At 43.0% G+C, this 15704-nt stretch carries 16 protein-coding genes and 3 pseudogenes; 4 read left to right on the top strand and 15 right to left on the bottom strand.

Annotated elements, in window-relative coordinates; translation table 11 throughout:
- Positions 1–393 precede the first annotated feature (393 nt).
- On the top strand, positions 394–663 hold the full coding sequence (locus tag NI455_RS12965) for a hypothetical protein (protein WP_253114542.1): 270 nt from the start codon (positions 394–396) through the stop codon (positions 661–663).
- A 104-nt stretch (positions 664–767) separates the two neighbouring features.
- On the opposite strand, the gene NI455_RS12970 is transcribed toward NI455_RS12965, so the two are convergent.
- The 3 genes from NI455_RS12970 to pheS all read right to left on the bottom strand — a co-directional run bounded on the left by NI455_RS12970 (position 768) and on the right by pheS (position 4558).
- Positions 768–1064, bottom strand: a complete 297-nt coding sequence (locus NI455_RS12970; protein ID WP_213687645.1) for an integration host factor subunit alpha — start codon at positions 1062–1064, stop codon at positions 768–770.
- The gene (pheT, locus tag NI455_RS12975; protein ID WP_253114543.1) at positions 1061–3442 is read right to left on the bottom strand and encodes a phenylalanine--tRNA ligase subunit beta; all 2382 of its coding nucleotides are present in this window, start codon (positions 3440–3442) and stop codon (positions 1061–1063) included. Before pheT ends, NI455_RS12970 begins: the two co-directional genes overlap by 4 nt.
- 135 nt (positions 3443–3577) lie before the next feature.
- Positions 3578–4558 (bottom strand): phenylalanine--tRNA ligase subunit alpha, encoded by a 981-nt coding sequence (pheS, locus tag NI455_RS12980; protein WP_004278272.1) that lies wholly within the window; start codon positions 4556–4558, stop codon positions 3578–3580.
- A gap of 159 nt (positions 4559–4717) precedes the next feature.
- On the opposite strand from pheS, the gene NI455_RS12985 reads away from it, so the two are divergent.
- Complete coding sequence (locus tag NI455_RS12985; protein WP_253114544.1) at positions 4718–5743, top strand: hypothetical protein; 1026 nt, start codon at positions 4718–4720, stop codon at positions 5741–5743.
- Between the two features lie 186 nt (positions 5744–5929).
- Here NI455_RS12985 and NI455_RS12990 read toward each other — a convergent pair whose 3' ends face one another.
- The 8 genes and pseudogenes from NI455_RS12990 to NI455_RS13025 form a co-directional block, all read right to left on the bottom strand.
- Complete coding sequence (locus tag NI455_RS12990) at positions 5930–6067, bottom strand: hypothetical protein (RefSeq protein ID WP_017398042.1); 138 nt, start codon at positions 6065–6067, stop codon at positions 5930–5932.
- A 262-nt stretch (positions 6068–6329) separates the two neighbouring features.
- Positions 6330–6467: pseudogene (locus tag NI455_RS12995) on the bottom strand (GNAT family N-acetyltransferase); the annotation flags it as partial.
- 15 nt (positions 6468–6482) lie between these two features.
- Positions 6483–6638 carry a hypothetical protein gene (locus tag NI455_RS13000; protein ID WP_004732946.1) on the bottom strand — a complete coding sequence of 52 codons (156 nt, stop codon included), beginning with the start codon at positions 6636–6638 and terminating at the stop codon, positions 6483–6485.
- A gap of 155 nt (positions 6639–6793) precedes the next feature.
- Complete coding sequence (rplT, locus tag NI455_RS13005; protein WP_004647525.1) at positions 6794–7153, bottom strand: 50S ribosomal protein L20; 360 nt, start codon at positions 7151–7153, stop codon at positions 6794–6796.
- 11 nt (positions 7154–7164) lie between these two features.
- Positions 7165–7359 (bottom strand): 50S ribosomal protein L35, encoded by a 195-nt coding sequence (rpmI, locus tag NI455_RS13010; RefSeq protein ID WP_004278281.1) that lies wholly within the window; start codon positions 7357–7359, stop codon positions 7165–7167.
- 194 nt (positions 7360–7553) lie between these two features.
- Positions 7554–7976, bottom strand: coding sequence for a YqaA family protein (locus NI455_RS13015; RefSeq protein WP_004732949.1), 423 nt, complete (start codon positions 7974–7976; stop codon positions 7554–7556).
- Positions 7977–7983: 7 nt separating this feature from the next.
- Positions 7984–8274, bottom strand: coding sequence for a hypothetical protein (locus tag NI455_RS13020; RefSeq protein WP_004732951.1), 291 nt, complete (start codon positions 8272–8274; stop codon positions 7984–7986).
- 74 nt (positions 8275–8348) lie between these two features.
- A complete protein-coding gene (locus NI455_RS13025; protein ID WP_253114545.1) occupies positions 8349–8969 on the bottom strand; it encodes a glutathione S-transferase family protein in 621 nt (206 codons plus the stop codon).
- 282 nt (positions 8970–9251) lie between these two features.
- Between NI455_RS13025 and NI455_RS13030 the strand changes: the two genes are divergently transcribed.
- Together NI455_RS13030 and NI455_RS13035 are read left to right on the top strand one after the other, a co-directional pair.
- Entirely contained in the window at positions 9252–9707 is a 456-nt protein-coding gene (locus NI455_RS13030; RefSeq protein ID WP_253114546.1) for an Hsp20 family protein, read from the top strand.
- A gap of 104 nt (positions 9708–9811) precedes the next feature.
- Positions 9812–10363, top strand: a complete 552-nt coding sequence (locus tag NI455_RS13035; RefSeq protein WP_253114547.1) for a hypothetical protein — start codon at positions 9812–9814, stop codon at positions 10361–10363.
- Positions 10364–10406: 43 nt separating this feature from the next.
- Here the strand turns inward: NI455_RS13035 and infC are convergent, their stop codons facing one another.
- The 4 genes and pseudogenes from infC to NI455_RS13055 all read right to left on the bottom strand — a co-directional run bounded on the left by infC (position 10407) and on the right by NI455_RS13055 (position 15578).
- Positions 10407–10958 carry a translation initiation factor IF-3 gene (infC, locus tag NI455_RS13040; RefSeq protein WP_071850398.1) on the bottom strand — a complete coding sequence of 184 codons (552 nt, stop codon included), beginning with the start codon at positions 10956–10958 and terminating at the stop codon, positions 10407–10409.
- Between the two features lie 5 nt (positions 10959–10963).
- Positions 10964–12886, bottom strand: a complete 1923-nt coding sequence (gene thrS, locus NI455_RS13045) for a threonine--tRNA ligase (protein ID WP_253114549.1) — start codon at positions 12884–12886, stop codon at positions 10964–10966.
- Positions 12887–13110: 224 nt separating this feature from the next.
- Positions 13111–14281 (bottom strand): annotated as a pseudogene (locus NI455_RS13050) (alanine racemase).
- Positions 14282–14291: 10 nt separating this feature from the next.
- Positions 14292–15578 (bottom strand): annotated as a pseudogene (locus NI455_RS13055) (D-arabinono-1,4-lactone oxidase).
- Positions 15579–15704 lie beyond the last annotated feature (126 nt).

Here is a 15704-nt window from a genome sequence, read left to right on the forward strand (position 1 = left end):
ATGAAAGGTCACCTAAGCGGTGGCCTTTTTTAGGTTGACATAAATTACAGAATGAAACAATCCAACCTGATTTATGTAAACTTATTTTTAAGTTTTTGATTAATAAAATATTCAGATTAAAAATTGTATAACTTTTAAGTGTTTAACAAGCCTTTCTCCAATCTAAATCTTTCATTCCATTGTTATTTTCTGTTAAAAACTTCTTATTTTTTATCGTTTTTCCGTACTTTTTTGATCATTGCCAGTAGCAATTAAAAATGCGCAGTGATAGCATATTTGCAGACCAGTTAGACTGCTCCTGCGTTGTTAGTCCCTAACACAATTAGGAACAATAAAAGCACTTAACAGACTAACTTTGGTTTTTTTTAATCTCAATTTTTAGAGAGTGATGCCATGTTATTCAAAAAAATCGCTATTGCTGCTGCAGTTGCTACTACTCTAGCTTTCGTTGGTTGTGCTAAAAAAGCTGACGACGCTGCTGCTGACGCTAACCAAGCTGCATCTGAAGCTGTAGAAGCTGCTGCTGATGCTGAAGCTGCTGCTGATGCTGCTGCTGTAGAAGCTACTTCTGAAACTGCTGTTGCTGAAGCTGACGCTGCTGCTGCTGTTGCTGTTGACGCTGCTGCTGACGCTACTGCTGCTTCTGAAGCTGCTGCTCAATAATCTTTTAGATTATTCAGTACAAAAAAAAGAGAGCCTTTGGCTCTCTTTTTTTATTTTAAAAACTGGAACTTAACAATATTGATCCCAGTTTTTAAAAAAGCAGATCAGCTGACCTGCTCATTTCCCACACGTTGACGGAACTTCTGTCCGGCACGGAAGGTGACCACACGGCGTGCAGAAATCGGAATCTCTTCACCCGTTTTCGGGTTACGGCCCGGACGTTGACGCTTATCACGCAACTCGAAATTACCAAAACCCGAAAGTTTTACTTGCTCGCCTGAGATGAGCGCCTGGCTAATCTCATCGAAGAACAACTCAACCATTTGTTTTGCTTCACGACGGTTTAAACTCGTGAGCTCACTTAAATGATCAGCCATTTCTGCTTTAGTTAGTGCTGTCATGAAGCCCTCAATGTCGCTTGGTAAGTGTTTTCTAACACTTGAAGGATATTATCCATACCTGATTTAATTTCAGCATCTTCCAGTGTACGGCTTGGATGCTGCCAGAGAAGTGCAAATGCCAGTGAGCGTTTCCCTTCTTCTACTCCTTGTCCAGTGTACACATCGAACAACCAAGTTGAGTCTAAAAGCTCTCCGCCTGTTTTTTCGATAAGTCCCTGAATTTCGCTAACATTAATCTTATCACTAATTAAAAGCGCAATATCACGTCGAACCGATGGAAAACGTGATAATTCTGTAAAATTAGATACATAAGTTTGCAAAACAGCCGCTTGATCCAATTCTGCTACCCATGTGGTTGCCAGATCAAGTTCGTCTTCAAGTGAGGGATGTAAACGCCCCAAGTAACCAATTGATTGACCATTCACGAGAATTTCTGCGGATTGTCCTGGATGCAACCAGCTACGCTCTGAACGCACATATTCTACTTTGACACGACCAGCAGCCAAAATTTCTTCTACATCACCCTTAAAGTCAAAGAAGTCCATTGCAGCGGGTTTCACATGCCAAGATTCAGCATGACGTGAACCAGTCGCAATCAATGCAAAAGTTGGAATCTGTTTTAAATCATGGATGCTGCTGGCTTCTTGATAGTCAAAACGCAGACCGAGCTCAAAGAAACGTACACGGCTTTGCTGGCGGTTGACATTGTACTGAACACAAGGAATAAGGCTAGATAGCAAGGTTGAACGCATCACTGCCAAATCACTTGAAATTGGATTGGCTAATACTAATGGATTCACACTGGAATTAAGTTGCTTTTCAAGCTTTAGGTCTACGAAGCTAAAGCTGATCGCTTCTTGGTAACCTAAAGTTACCGCGGTTTGACGGAGTTGGCCCAATTCAAACTGATCTTGGTATTTCGCCAGCTTCACATCAATCACAGGCAGGCTGATTTGAATATTGTCATAACCGTGAATACGCGCCACTTCTTCGATCAAATCTTGGTAAATCACCATATCATAACGATGTGATGGCGGTACCACTGACCACTCGCCTTCTGCTTTTACTGTAACTTCACAACCTAAACGGCTTAAAGCATCAGTAATGAACGCTGAGTCAACACTATAACCCAGCAGTTGATCGACTTGTGCTTGATTCAACTCAATTGCGTCGCGTGTTGGCAATAATGCTGCATTTTCGGCAACTGTAATTGGTCCAAACTCACCGCCCGCAAGTTCCGCAATCAATTGTGATGCGCGGTGCATAGCGATCAATGGCAATTCAAAATCGACACCACGTTCATAACGCTGAGAAGCATCAGTATGCAGGCCAAAGCTACGTGCACGACCGGCAATATGCAGTGGCGCGAAGAATGCTGATTCCAGGAAAATTTCAGTGGTTGCATCGCTGACTGCTGAAAACAAGCCACCCATAATACCAGCAATGGCCAATGCTTTTTCATCATCTGCAATCACCATCACTTTTTCATTCAGCTCCACTTCTTGTTCATTGAGCAAAACTAACTTTTCAGCTTCTGTCGCTTGACGTACATGTACCGCGCCTTGAACTTTGCCGCCATCAAATGCGTGTAGCGGTTGACCCAGCTCCATCAGCACATAGTTGGTAATATCTACCAAGATACTATGCTGACGGATACCTGAACGTGCCAATGCACGCTCCATCCATACAGGAGTCACAGCCTTGGTATTGACGTTCTTAATGACACGACCCAAGTAGCGCGGGCAGCCTTCAGTCGACACAACGACTTTCTTTTCATCGCTAATAGTCGCAGCCACTTCTTTAATTTCAGGGGCAGTCACTGGCAATTGGTTAATCACACCAATCTCACGTGCGATCCCGCGAATACTGAAGCAGTCCCCACGGTTCGGTGTAATGCTGATGTCAATCACGTTGTCATCAAGGTCTAGATATTCACGAATGTTCATACCTACTGGTGCATCCGCTGGAAGCTCTAACAAACCATCAATTTTATCTTCCAAATCAATTTCTGAAGCGCCGCACAGCATGCCTTGTGACTCGATACCACGTAGCTTGCCTTTCTTGATTTTGAAATCACCCGGAAGTACTGCACCAATGGTCGCAACCGGTGCTTTCATGCCAGCACGTACATTTGGCGCACCACATACAATTTGTAGAGGCTCACCTGAACCGATATTGACAGTGGTCACACGCAAGCGATCTGCATCAGGATGTTGTTCTACCGTCAGGACTTCCCCCACCACTACGCCAGTAAAGGGTTTAGCTGCAGGCGCAAGTTCATCCACTTCCAGACCCAACATGGTCAGTTGATCAGAAAGTTTTTCGCTATCGATGGCTGGGTTAACCCATGTGCGTAGCCAATTTTCGCTAATTTTCATTGATATAAAACCTGTAATTCAAATCTCTAGAATCCCCCTCTGCTCCCCATTTTCCAAAGGGGGAGAACTCCATCTATTTCGCGGAGTCCCTCTCCTTTTTAAAAGAAGAGGTTAGGAGAGGATTATTAAAAAGTTTTAAGCAAACTGGCGTAAGAAACGCACATCGTTTTGGAAGAACATACGTAAGTCATTTACGCCATAACGCAGCATTGCAAAACGTTCAACACCCAGACCAAAAGCAAAGCCTTTGTATTTTTCAGGATCAATGCCTGCAGCTTGCAGCACATTCGGATGCACCATACCGCAGCCTAATACTTCTAACCAGCGACCGCGTTCATCCATAATATCCACTTCCGCACTTGGCTCGGTGAACGGGAAATAAGATGGACGGAAACGTACTTTCAAATCTTTTTCGAAGAATTCGTTCAGCAGGTTAATCAGCAAACCTTTAAGTTCCGCGAAGCTGGTATTTTCAGCCACGTATAAACCTTCGATCTGATGAAACATCGGTGAGTGGGTTTGATCCGAATCACAACGGTAAACACGGCCCGGACACACGATCTGGATTGGTGGCTGCTGTGTTTCCATGGTACGAATCTGCACACCAGACGTATGCGTACGCAGCAAATGGTTCACATCGAAATAGAAGGTATCGTGCATGGCACGCGCCGGGTGATGACCCGGAATATTCAGTGCTTCAAAGTTGTGATAGTCATCTTCAACTTCAGGACCTGTTGCAACCGTAAAACCTGCCTTGGTAAAGAACTGGCAAATACGCTCTTGCACCTGGGTCACTGGATGGATACTGCCCACCTGTTGGCCACGACCTGGTAAAGTAATATCAATGGTTTCGCTTGCCAGTTTTTGTTCTAAGGCAGCTTTATGCAATTCTGCCTGACGTGAGGTCAATGCAGCGGTAATAGTTTCACGTACAGCATGGATTTGTGCGCCGAAGACTTTACGTTCTTCAGGATCCATTTTACCAAGCGACTTAGATTGTTCCGCGAGCTGGCTTTTTTTCCCCGTAAATTGCACTCGTACTTGATCAAGTGCAGCAAGGTCTTGAGCTGCTGCAATCGCAGCGAGCGCTTCAGTGGTCAGGGCTTCCAGTGACATAGTAACTCTCAAAGCAACAGGTTAAAAAATATTTTAAAAACCCCACATTCTAACAGTTTTTAGACACTTTGATGAAGATGCGTTTTAAGGAAAATTAGATTGGCATGATTAAATATAAAAAGTATAAGATAAACACAATATCAATCAGATCAAATCACTATGGCACTCGATCAAATTTGGAAACAGCAACTAACCCTCGTCACTTACGGCAATGAGTATTTGACTCAAGACCTGAGTTTCAATCGTTGGATTCAACATTCCATTTTTAATCAGCATCAGTTTGCCTTTCGGGATCTGATATCACAACACCTGCTGGCCCAGCATTTCCAGATCTGGCTGGAAGGCCTGAAAAAACAAGGCGTGCGTCGCCTCAGCTTGCATCGCTCTGATTTACTGGTTGATGAAAAAAATCCGAATGCCAATATCGAGCTATTACCACTGGCGCATTTTATTGTCAGTCATGGCGCTAAAACCAAAACTGCCTGGATCATCGGCAAGGAACTGCCTGAATGGTACAGCGCAGACAATGATTACGAAGCACCTAAATCACAGCAATCCCCTTTACGCCATGAAACATTCTGGTGTTATGAGCTAAATCCTAAACTGGCCAAGCGCATTGATGTCGATCTGGAAGCCCCAAACTGGGATGATATTCAGGCCTATACCGATCATGAACTGTTTGAAAGTAGCCTTGCCCAAGATTTTACCGAACCTGCATATACCAATTTGCCTTATTACGGCACCATGCCTGCCATTCAAGCCGATAGCGAAAGTCATTTGGCCTTAATTCCCACTGACTATTCAGCGGATTATGCTCACCAGACTTTGTACCGCCTAGACGCCTTAAATGACTTTATTCAAACGAAAATCCAGCATCCCTATCGTGCAGATGGCGAAGTACTCAGCCCGGAGCAGCAACTCAATCTGCGACATTTTTCGCAAAAAATTGATGATTTAAGTGCTAAATTCATCAGCAAAGTCGCCAATCACTATAAGACCGCGCAGCTTACCCCTAAAGTTGCACCTGATCCATTTATCGGTATGAGTACTGAAGATCGTTCACCAAAAATTTCTAAAGCAGAAAAACCTCAGGACCCAGGAAAATCCAGTTCGTCTGCAAATGTGCTGACCTTAATTGTGATTACCGTGATTATCTGTCTGATTGGCTACTATTTCGGCCTTTAACATTTTACCAGAAAAGATTGAACATCCCGGGCAGAATTCAATGGAGATGTTGATACTCAGGAGCAGACATCAGCTTGAAGTAATACTGACGATTTTTGTGATGAGTTTTGATCATACAACCTATTATAAAATTGAGGTGAAGCATCTGCCTGAAAATTTCAGCATTGTTTGAATAAGCCAAAGCTGTTATTTGCTGATCGCCCGGAAATGCTCTCTTAATTGACCGATGGATATATTGAGATAAAAGGATAAATCTAGCCAGATCACGGTATCAATCTCCGCCCATTTGACCGGAATGCTACGCGTATAATTACCATCGATCATATAACTGGATTTCACCCTGCCCTATATTTTTGTCACTGATGTTAGCTCGAGCACTAAATTATTTCCCATGATCCGGGTGGATTAAAAGTTAGAGATTCCATTGATAATATAAGTCTTTAAGATTTTCGCCCAGATCACTGGCATCTCCTTCACTGACAAAATAGGCGCCGGTCTTTTCATAAAAATAACGACTGGAATTCAGGTTCAATACGCTGCATTGCATATGCTGATAGGATTTTTCTCGACTTAAACCCAGACCCAATTAAACCAAATCACGTCCAATGCCGCGACCTTGAATATTTTGAAGCAAATAAAGTGCTCTCAATTCACTGATTGGCGCATCTACCGGAAAATTAAAAGCAGCAAAACCCAAAACTTGAGCATTTTCTTCATAGACAAATACCCGTCGATTCTCCTATTCAAGCACAGAACGCCACAAGGCGGCTCTTTGTTCTACACTCAACTTATCGAGAATTTCTGGTTTAATGATATTTTGATAGCTTTCACGCCAGCTTTGTACATGCACTTGGGCAATCGGCAGGACATCGTGTTGGGTGGCAAGTCGAATCATTATTTTTAAGCCTTATTTTTGATTATGCAATTTAACAATGACTAAAAAATATAAGATTTACAATACTGATTTTTAAATAATATTTAAAATGACTACTTTTATTTAAGCATAAAAAAAGACCACCAAATGGCGGTCTTTTTTCAAGTCATAAAGACTTATGCAGCCAATGCATCTTTAGCTTTAGAAGCTAAAGCAGCAAACGCAACTGCGTCATGCATAGCGATGTCAGCAAGTACGCGACGGTCGATAATCACTTGAGCTTTTTTCAAGCCAGCGATCATACGGCTGTACGACAAACCATTTTGACGAGCACCAGCGTTGATACGTGCAATCCACAAAGCGCGGAATTGACGTTTCTTCTGACGACGGTCACGGTAAGCATATTGACCAGCTTTGATTACCGCCTGGAACGCTACGCGGTAAACGCGTGAACGAGCACCATAGTAACCTTTAGCGCGAGCAAGAATTTTTTTGTGACGGCGATGAGCCTGTACACCACGTTTTACACGAGCCATTTATAATCTCCTTAGATGTACGGGCACATACGACGAACTGAAGCAACGTCACTTACGTGAACCATTACACAGCCGCGCAATTGACGAATACGCTTAGCAGATTTTTTGGTCAAAATGTGGCGTTTGAACGCTTGTTTACGCTTAAAACCGTTAGCAGTCGCTTTAAAGCGTTTAGCTGCACCACGGCGAGTTTTCATCTTAGGCATAACAACCTCTTTTGAACACCTGTTCGGCTCGTTTGCACCATTACAAAACGACCTGCAGGTAAGGGAGCGAGTATTCTAAAGCATCTTTGTTTAAAACAAAAGCATCTTCACCCAATAAGCGAATTTAAAGAATGATTTTAGGATTTCAGTCTGAAAAAATATCCAAGACTGAATCAGGAAAATTATTTTCAAGTTTAGAACATGGCAAAGGCCGCATAGACAAACAGATAACGTCCAATTTTAGCGATGCTGACCATCAGCAGAAAACGGACGAGGTTTTCTTTTAATAGTCCCGCAATCAGGGTAATCGGATCACCAATGATAGGCACCCAGCTCAGCAGTAAAGACCAGTAACCATATTTCTGATAGGTCTTTTGCGCCTTGAGCATCTTATCTGCTGAAACCGGGAACCACTTTTTATTTTTATAATGTTCAATCTTGAGACCCAGATACCAGTTCACACAAGACCCCAGAATATTGCCCAGACTGGCCACGGCAATTAACAGCACTGCATGCTGCTTGTTCTGCACTAAAAGCCCCAGCAAAACCGCTTCAGACTGTAAAGGTAGTAAGGTCGCTGCACCAAAGGCCGACAGAAACAGTAAAAATAGGCTCATTACAGCATTAATGGCTCAAGCCCATTTTTTTCTTGGCTTTACTGTATTCCCAACTGGACCAAACAACTGCTGTCACCATCGCCATGATCCGCGCCCACTTATACTGCTCATTGAGCGGTGCAATTGCAGCACGTAAAATCTGCTGATCTTTGGTATTTAGGGCAGCGATTACCTGATCGATATGCACAATTTCAGCAACATACAGCACTAAACATGCAGCAATGCCGAAAAGAATGCTCCAGTAAATCCGGGTATTACTTTCAACAATCTTGGTAAAGTTCAGAAGAAAATCGTTCATATATCCATCCAATAAAAAACCACCGTAAGGGTGGCTTTATTTGCTTAAGGCTATTTTAGCATAAAGGCTGCAGCTTAACTGACCTGTATCGCCAGCGCTTTCTGAACCGCAGGACGAGCATTCAAGCGATCAATATATTTGGAAACTTCAGGATAATCTTCCAGATTAATCTGCTGCCAGTCATGCCGTAATAACCACGGAAATATCGCCATATCTGCAATCGAATATTCGCCGGCAACATAATTTTGCCCGACCAGTTGTTTATTCAACACGCCATACAAACGTTTGCTTTCATTGACATAACGATCTGTGGCATAAGCAATCCGCTCAGGTGCAAAACGGCTAAAGTGATGATTTTGTCCGAGCATTGGTCCCAGACCGCCCATCTGCCACATCAGCCACTGTTCAACCTGAATACGCTTCACTTCATCATCTGGATAAAACAGACCTGTTTTTCGACCCAGATATTGCAAAATCGCACCTGACTCAAAAATTGAAATGGCGCGGCCATTTGGCCCATCCTGATCAACAATTGCCGGGATTTTATTATTGGGAGAAATAGCCAGAAAGTCAGACTGGAACTGGTCATTTTCCAGAATATTAATCGGAAAAATCTGATATTCCAGCTCCATTTCTTCCAGGGCAATGCTAATTTTATGGCCATTGGGAGTGCCCCAATAATATAAATCGATCATTTTTTTAATACTCCCTGCACTGCAGGCTGTGCGATGATGTATTCAACATAGAGGATTCAGCAAGAAACAACAAGCCCATGGCTATAAATTATTTTTATATAAATATCATAAACTTAATATAAAACTAAATATTTTTTTATTTTTTATCTTGAAAATTTTCACAGCAGACACATATTTATTTTTGCATAAGGATTGCCTCAATCTTATGTACTGTCGATGTCTGACATGACAGATCTTATTTTCTTGTTTTTATAACTTTGCTTAATCGAGAAGGTTCTAATCATGAGTAACTTAAATCTTCATCCATTATTTCGTCGCAGCATCGGTTTTGACCGCCTGAATGACTTTATTGACTATGCCATGCAAAGCGATGCACCGAATTATCCTCCTTATAATATTGAAAAGCATGGCGAGAATAATTATCGCATCGTGGTCGCAACTGCGGGCTTCCGTCAGGAAGAACTCGACATTCGTCTGGAAAATAAGTTATTGACCATCCTAGGCAAGCCTGAAAATCAGAGCAATGACACTACTGAATTCCTGCACAAAGGCATTGCACGACGTGCATTTAAATTGTCTTTACGTCTGGATGAATATATTGAAGTACAACAGGCAGACTATGAAAATGGTTTATTGATCATCGACTTGCAGCGCATTATTCCAGAAGAAAAATTGCCGCGTCAAATCCCGATTGGCAATAAACTGCTTATTGCAAATGATGAAAAATCAGTGGAATAAGCTCGATTAAGTACGCAAAGGAAGGTCCGCAAGGACCTTTCTTTTTGGCTACAGATTCCTTAAGCTCATTGAGGCAATACGCTTTCTGATCATAAAAATAAACCATGAATGTGCCAGAAAACATCCTGTTTCATCAAGCTAGCCCGATCATGCGCGCTATGGGATATTTACTGTTTTGTTATCCGGTCGGAATATTCAGTATTTTTTATTTCAGCAGTGTGCGTAGCAATTCCAGTTTTTTCCAAGGACTATTATTTTTATGGCAGGAGTCTCCTGACTTTTATATTTATATTGGCGGCTTTCTTGGTCTTTCGCTGCTTATGCTGGGAACTAAACTGAAAATCACCTCACACGCTATTTATTATACTTTGGCCGGTTTCCGCATCAGCCTGTGCTTAAAACGACATTCGGTACAGTATAGCTTTCTGAATCCACGCTATGCTTCTCTCAAAGCACATCTCAAAAGCTGGCTCTATAACATGCCAGCGCATGTGATTAGTCAACGTGATGGCACTTTGGATTTTAAATTGCATCAATCCGGTCTAATAAATCAAATTTGTCTTGGACTTTTCCGGATTCAGCTGTCGATGTTTTCCCGCCCGCAAGCTCAACAGATTATGCAGGCCATACAAAGTGCCTGGAACTCTAGAGCATAAAAAAAGCCCTGCATATGCAGGGCTTTTTTCGCTTAATGAGTGCTTACTTTTTCTTTTTAGGACCAAGTAGCATACCCATTTGACGGCCTTCCATTTTCGGCATCTGCTCAACAGTACCGAATTCAGCCACGTCAGCTTCAATTTTTTGCAATTGAGCTAGACCCAACTGTTGGTGCGCCATTTCACGACCACGGAAACGAAGCGTGATTTTCACCTTGTTACCTTCTTCAAGGAACTTGATGATTGCACGTAGTTTTACGTTGTAATCACCAACATCAGTACCCGGGCGTAGCTTGATTTCTTTCACCTGGACTTGATGTTGTTTTTTCTTCGCTTCTTTCTGCTTTTGCTTAAGATCAAACAAATGCTTGTTGAAGTCCATGATCTTACATACTGGTGGCTCAGCGTTTGCTACGATCTCAACAAGATCAAGTTCAACACTTTCTGCTGCGCGTAGGGCGTCAGCTAAGCTTACAATCCCTTTCTGCTCACCATTTTCGTCTACAAGACGGACTTCTTTCGCACGAATTTCATCATTCAAGGCAGGACGGTTTGATTTGTTACCGCCCTGTTGATTACGGTCAGGCTGTTTAATCGCTGTTACTCCACAATGTACCGGCCGCGTTCGGCTACGGCTGCTTTTACTAGGTCAACGAAAGCATCGATTGACATAGTACCCAAATTTGTTCCTGAGCGGGTACGCACGTTTACGGTACCTTCCTCTACTTCACGGTCCCCAAGTACCAGTAAGTAAGGAATACGCTCTAATGTACGTTCACGAATCTTAAAGCCGATTTTCTCATTTCTCAAGTCAGAAATTGCACGGATACCGTTTTCTTTAAGTTTTGCGACGACTGACTCACATGCCTCAGCTTGAGAATCGGTAATGTTTATTACACATGCTTGCATTGGTGCCAACCAAGGTGGCATGAAGCCTGCGTAGTGTTCGATCAGTATACCAATAAAACGCTCGAAACTGCCAAGAATTGCACGATGTAACATTACTGGCTGATCGCGGTCATTATCTTCAGTGACATAAGACGCATCTAAACGTTCTGGCAAGTTAAAGTCACACTGAATGGTACCACACTGCCAGACACGACCTAAGCAGTCTTTCAGAGAGAATTCAATCTTCGGACCGTAGAATGCGCCCTCACCTGGTTGAAGCTCCCACTCAAGACCCGCAGCATCTAAAGCATCTGCCAAAGATTTTTCTGCCATATCCCAAAGCTTGTCATCACCCACACGTTTTTCAGGACGCGTCGACAACTTCATTTGTACTTCTTCAAAGCCAAAATCTTTGTATACATCCAGTGTCAATTTGATAAAGTCTGCAACTTCAGGACCAATCTGCTCTTTGGTACAGAAAATGTGCGCATCATCTTGAGTAAAGCCGCGTACACGCATAATGCCGTGTAAAGAACCTGATGGTTCGTTACGGTGACATGAACCGAATTCTGCTAAACGTACAGGAAGATCACGGTATGACTTCAAGCCTTGATTGAACACTTGTACGTGACAAGGACAGTTCATTGGCTTCACCGCATAGTTACGGTTTTCAGAATGCGTGGTGAACATATTGTCTGCATAGTTAGCAGCATGTCCTGATTTTTCCCACAGCGTGAAATCAACCACTTGCGGTGTACGGATTTCTTCATAACCGTTGTCTTGCTGAACTTTACGCATGTACTGTTCAAGAACCTGGTAAATGGTCCAGCCGTTCGGATGCCAGAACACCATACCTGGTGCTTCTTCTTGCATATGGAACAAGTCTAGCGCTTTACCGATTTTACGGTGATCGCGTTTTTCAGCTTCTTCAATACGTTTTACATAGGCAGCAAGCTGTTTTTTGTCTGCCCACGCTGTACCGTAAATACGTTGTAGCTGTTCGTTTTTCGCGTCACCGCGCCAGTAAGCACCAGAGATTTTAGTCAACTTGAACGATTTGAGGAATTTGGTATTTGGTACATGCGGACCACGGCACATATCCAAATAATCCTGATGGTAGTACAAGCCCATTTGTGTTTCTTCAGGCATGTCTGCGATCAGGCGCAATTTGTATTCTTCGCCACGCGCAGTGAATTCAGCAATCACTTCATCACGCGGCGTCATTTTTTTCACAACATCATAGTCTTGATCGATGAGCTTTTTCATACGCTCTTCAATCGCTGCCATGTCGTCTAAGGTAAACGGACGTGGCATCCAGATGTCATAGTAGAAACCTTCCTCAATGACCGGACCAATGACCATCTTTGCTTCTGGGAATAGTTGCTTAACCGCATGACCGACCAAATGCGCACAAGAATGGCGAATGATCTCGACACCGGCTTCGTCTTTAGGCGTGATGATTTGTAGTGTTGCATCTTCAGTGATGAGATCAGACGCATCAACCAAACGATCGTTGACACGACCAGCAACTGTATTTTTTGCAAGACCAGGACCAATGCTAAGTGCAACGTCCATCACAGATACGGCGTGATCAAACTGTTTTTGATCGCCATTTGGCAAAGTGATAATTGGCATAAGAAATCCTTAAGGAGTGATGCCCCGTACCATGGAGCATATCACCGCGAGATTATGATCGAGGCACAGCCTCAAAAGATAAAAACGGTGGATAAATAAAATCGATTCGAATTTTACACGGCTTGGCCGCATGATTAAACCTTTTCCCAATAAAAATAAGATTTACCACCAAATCTATGGCTGATCTTTAAAGGCTTAGGCTCATTTTTCAGTTCAAAATCTCGTTATTCCCGGAACGTCTGCCACTGGATAAACTTTCCCTCTACATAAACATACAGCTGGTCGAATTGCGGGATCAGCGCTTCACTTTGTGTCGGTCTTAAAAACACATAATCATCGACATGAATATCGCACTGCATGGGCACCTGAAGCATTTCCTGATTGCTGCTGCGGCCATACAATATATGCGGTCGGCTTTTTTCAGGATAAATATAATCTGCTCGCCAATAGCCTCCGTAAATAAATATGGCTTTATATTGATGTGGAAGATGATTTAGTAGTTCCAAACCGGGAATCTGGCTATAGGGCAACACTTTTAAAATGGGCGCAGCAATCCAGAGTGCACACTTTAAAGCGGATAAATTTTCCAGATCAAAATCACTCGGCTTAAGCAGCATCGAACCAAAGGCCAGATCATTACAGACACTTTGCTGGCAATGCTGCATAAAGGTCGGACTACCACCGCCATTAAAACACAGACCTTCTTGCCATAAATCGGGGAATTGCTGCTGCAAAATAGTTTTGTATTGTTGATACATCTGCTGCGATTGCTGATAACTTTTTTTCAGGACTTTTCAGAATTTTTGGCAATTTGGCGACATGTGCATCATAGCCCATTAGACCCGAAAGTTTGAGATAAGCCGCGTTATGCTGAATCAGCTTCATTAAGGCTATAAATTGCTGCTGCGTTTGTACGCCGCCACGATGCAGCCCCACATCAATTTCAATATTGACATTCAGGCAGATATTCAAGCTTTGCGCGAGTTGCAGATATTGTTTTAAGCGCTCCACCTCCTCAATCAGCCATTGGATACTTGCTTGATCACTGGCTTTATTTGGATCAGATAAAGTTTGATAAAAAGATTTTACCGCCTGAATCGGCATTGGTTTCCCCAGCAAGATATCAGCTTGCGGAAACGTCCCAATAGTTTCCGCAAGATGCGGCAGATGAAACACCATAAAGCGCTGGGTATTCAGCTTTTCACTGGCCAGTTTGAGTAGCTGAATGCTGGCCAAGGACTTCACCACTAGGCGTGGTTTTAACTTCGCAGGCAATTTTGACTGTACATAGTCCAAATTACGTTGATAGGTTTTTAAATCTAAAATCAGTTGCGGTGTGCCAGTGCCCTGCCGTTTTAATTCCTGCGTCAGTTGCTGAAAATAATTTGATTGCATCGCCCTCTCCTCATTTCCCAGATAAAAACAATTCTTTTAAATATGGATTCAGCCATTTTTGCTGTGGATCCAATTGCTGACGTAGCACCATGAAATTATCCCATTTCGGGTAGAGTTCGCGCAGTGAGGCTGCGCTCATACTATGTAACTTGCCCCAATGCGGTCGTCCCTGATATTTCTGTAAAATCGGCTCGACCAGATCAAAAATCGCATGATAATCCTGTTTATAGAACTGATGAATGGAAATGGAAACTGAATCGCGCTGATAAAAAGGACTCAGCCAGATCTCATCGCCTTTGACATAACGGAACTCGATCGGGAAAAACATCGGCACCTGATGTTTACGTAAAATATGCAGAATCTCGTCCAGACACTGCAAGCCTGAATCAACCGGAATCTGATATTCCATTTCATTAAATCTGGTATTGCGCGGGGTCGGAAAAATCCGGGATGACCAATCTACATAGCAAGTCGATTTAACAAACACACTCAGCAGTTTTTGCAGATAGGGATTTGTCTTTGGGAAAAGTCGCGTCAATTCCGAACATACGGTTAATAAAGTATCTTCCGAAGGCCAGCTTTCCTGTCTCGGCTGAATGTCATCCTCCGTGTCATCCAGGGTTTTCAGTATCACCTGATCGGCATGCAGAAAAGCCCAAAACTCAATATGTCGGTGCTGATGTTTCTATTGACCAATATGGGTAAATATGTCTTTTAATGAACAGAGCTGGATCTGTTCTTTTAGTTTATATCGTGGTCGATTTTGCAGGGTGATTTGGGTCAATATGCCCAAGCTGCCCAATGCCACCCGTCCAGCCTGAAATATCTCAGCATTCTGCTCACGATGACATTGCAACAGCTCTCCATCCGCGGTCAGTAATTCAAAGCCTTCCACGAAAGCAGAGATGCAAGGTAAATCGATGCCCGTGCCATGCGTTCCGGTAGAAATCGCTCCGGCCAGACTTTGCTGGTCTATATCGCCCTGATTGATTAAAGCCTGATTAATGGCTGCCAGCTCTTTACCTAGATTATATAAACGGGTACCGGCCCGCACGGTGCATTGGGTTTTCTCTTGATCAAAGGCCACGATACCTTTGAATTGATCGAGATTAAGCAAAAGGTCATCAGTCTTGGCCAAAGCACTAAACGAATGTCCTGCACCCACAACACGGATATGCTCACAGGATTTCACTATTTTTTGTAATGCACTGATTTGGCTAGGCTGACAAATCCGAGTAGCACTGGACTGGCTCCCCGACCAGTTTCGCCAGACGTCATTCGCCTGTTGTATTTTCATTATTATTCTCTGGCTTATATTATTTTAATGATTCAACTAGGGCGTGTCCTCATTTGAAGAATTGGTTTTAAATACTTAAAATCCTCCTTTAAGCTCTTTTCATTTCTATATTTTTTCAATGGCACG

Origin of the sequence: Acinetobacter lwoffii, assembly GCF_024129435.1 — a bacterium.
In the GTDB taxonomy this organism is placed as follows: Bacteria; Pseudomonadota; Gammaproteobacteria; order Pseudomonadales; family Moraxellaceae; genus Acinetobacter; species Acinetobacter lwoffii_F.

What these genes read in the sequence shown, in the direction of transcription:
- NI455_RS12965 (WP_253114542.1), top strand. Translation starts at nt 394, where the DNA reads ATGTTATTCAAAAAAATCGCTATTGCTGCTGCAGTTGCTACTACTCTA.
- NI455_RS12970 (WP_213687645.1), bottom strand. Translation starts at nt 1,064, where the DNA reads ATGACAGCACTAACTAAAGCAGAAATGGCTGATCATTTAAGTGAGCTC.
- pheT (WP_253114543.1), bottom strand. Translation starts at nt 3,442, where the DNA reads ATGAAAATTAGCGAAAATTGGCTACGCACATGGGTTAACCCAGCCATC.
- pheS (WP_004278272.1), bottom strand. Translation starts at nt 4,558, where the DNA reads ATGTCACTGGAAGCCCTGACCACTGAAGCGCTCGCTGCGATTGCAGCA.
- NI455_RS12985 (WP_253114544.1), top strand. Translation starts at nt 4,718, where the DNA reads ATGGCACTCGATCAAATTTGGAAACAGCAACTAACCCTCGTCACTTAC.
- NI455_RS12990 (WP_017398042.1), bottom strand. Translation starts at nt 6,067, where the DNA reads ATGATCGATGGTAATTATACGCGTAGCATTCCGGTCAAATGGGCGGAG.
- NI455_RS13000 (WP_004732946.1), bottom strand. Translation starts at nt 6,638, where the DNA reads ATGATTCGACTTGCCACCCAACACGATGTCCTGCCGATTGCCCAAGTG.
- rplT (WP_004647525.1), bottom strand. Translation starts at nt 7,153, where the DNA reads ATGGCTCGTGTAAAACGTGGTGTACAGGCTCATCGCCGTCACAAAAAA.
- rpmI (WP_004278281.1), bottom strand. Translation starts at nt 7,359, where the DNA reads ATGCCTAAGATGAAAACTCGCCGTGGTGCAGCTAAACGCTTTAAAGCG.
- NI455_RS13015 (WP_004732949.1), bottom strand. Translation starts at nt 7,976, where the DNA reads ATGAGCCTATTTTTACTGTTTCTGTCGGCCTTTGGTGCAGCGACCTTA.
- NI455_RS13020 (WP_004732951.1), bottom strand. Translation starts at nt 8,274, where the DNA reads ATGAACGATTTTCTTCTGAACTTTACCAAGATTGTTGAAAGTAATACC.
- NI455_RS13025 (WP_253114545.1), bottom strand. Translation starts at nt 8,969, where the DNA reads ATGATCGATTTATATTATTGGGGCACTCCCAATGGCCATAAAATTAGC.
- NI455_RS13030 (WP_253114546.1), top strand. Translation starts at nt 9,252, where the DNA reads ATGAGTAACTTAAATCTTCATCCATTATTTCGTCGCAGCATCGGTTTT.
- NI455_RS13035 (WP_253114547.1), top strand. Translation starts at nt 9,812, where the DNA reads ATGAATGTGCCAGAAAACATCCTGTTTCATCAAGCTAGCCCGATCATG.
- thrS (WP_253114549.1), bottom strand. Translation starts at nt 12,886, where the DNA reads ATGCCAATTATCACTTTGCCAAATGGCGATCAAAAACAGTTTGATCAC.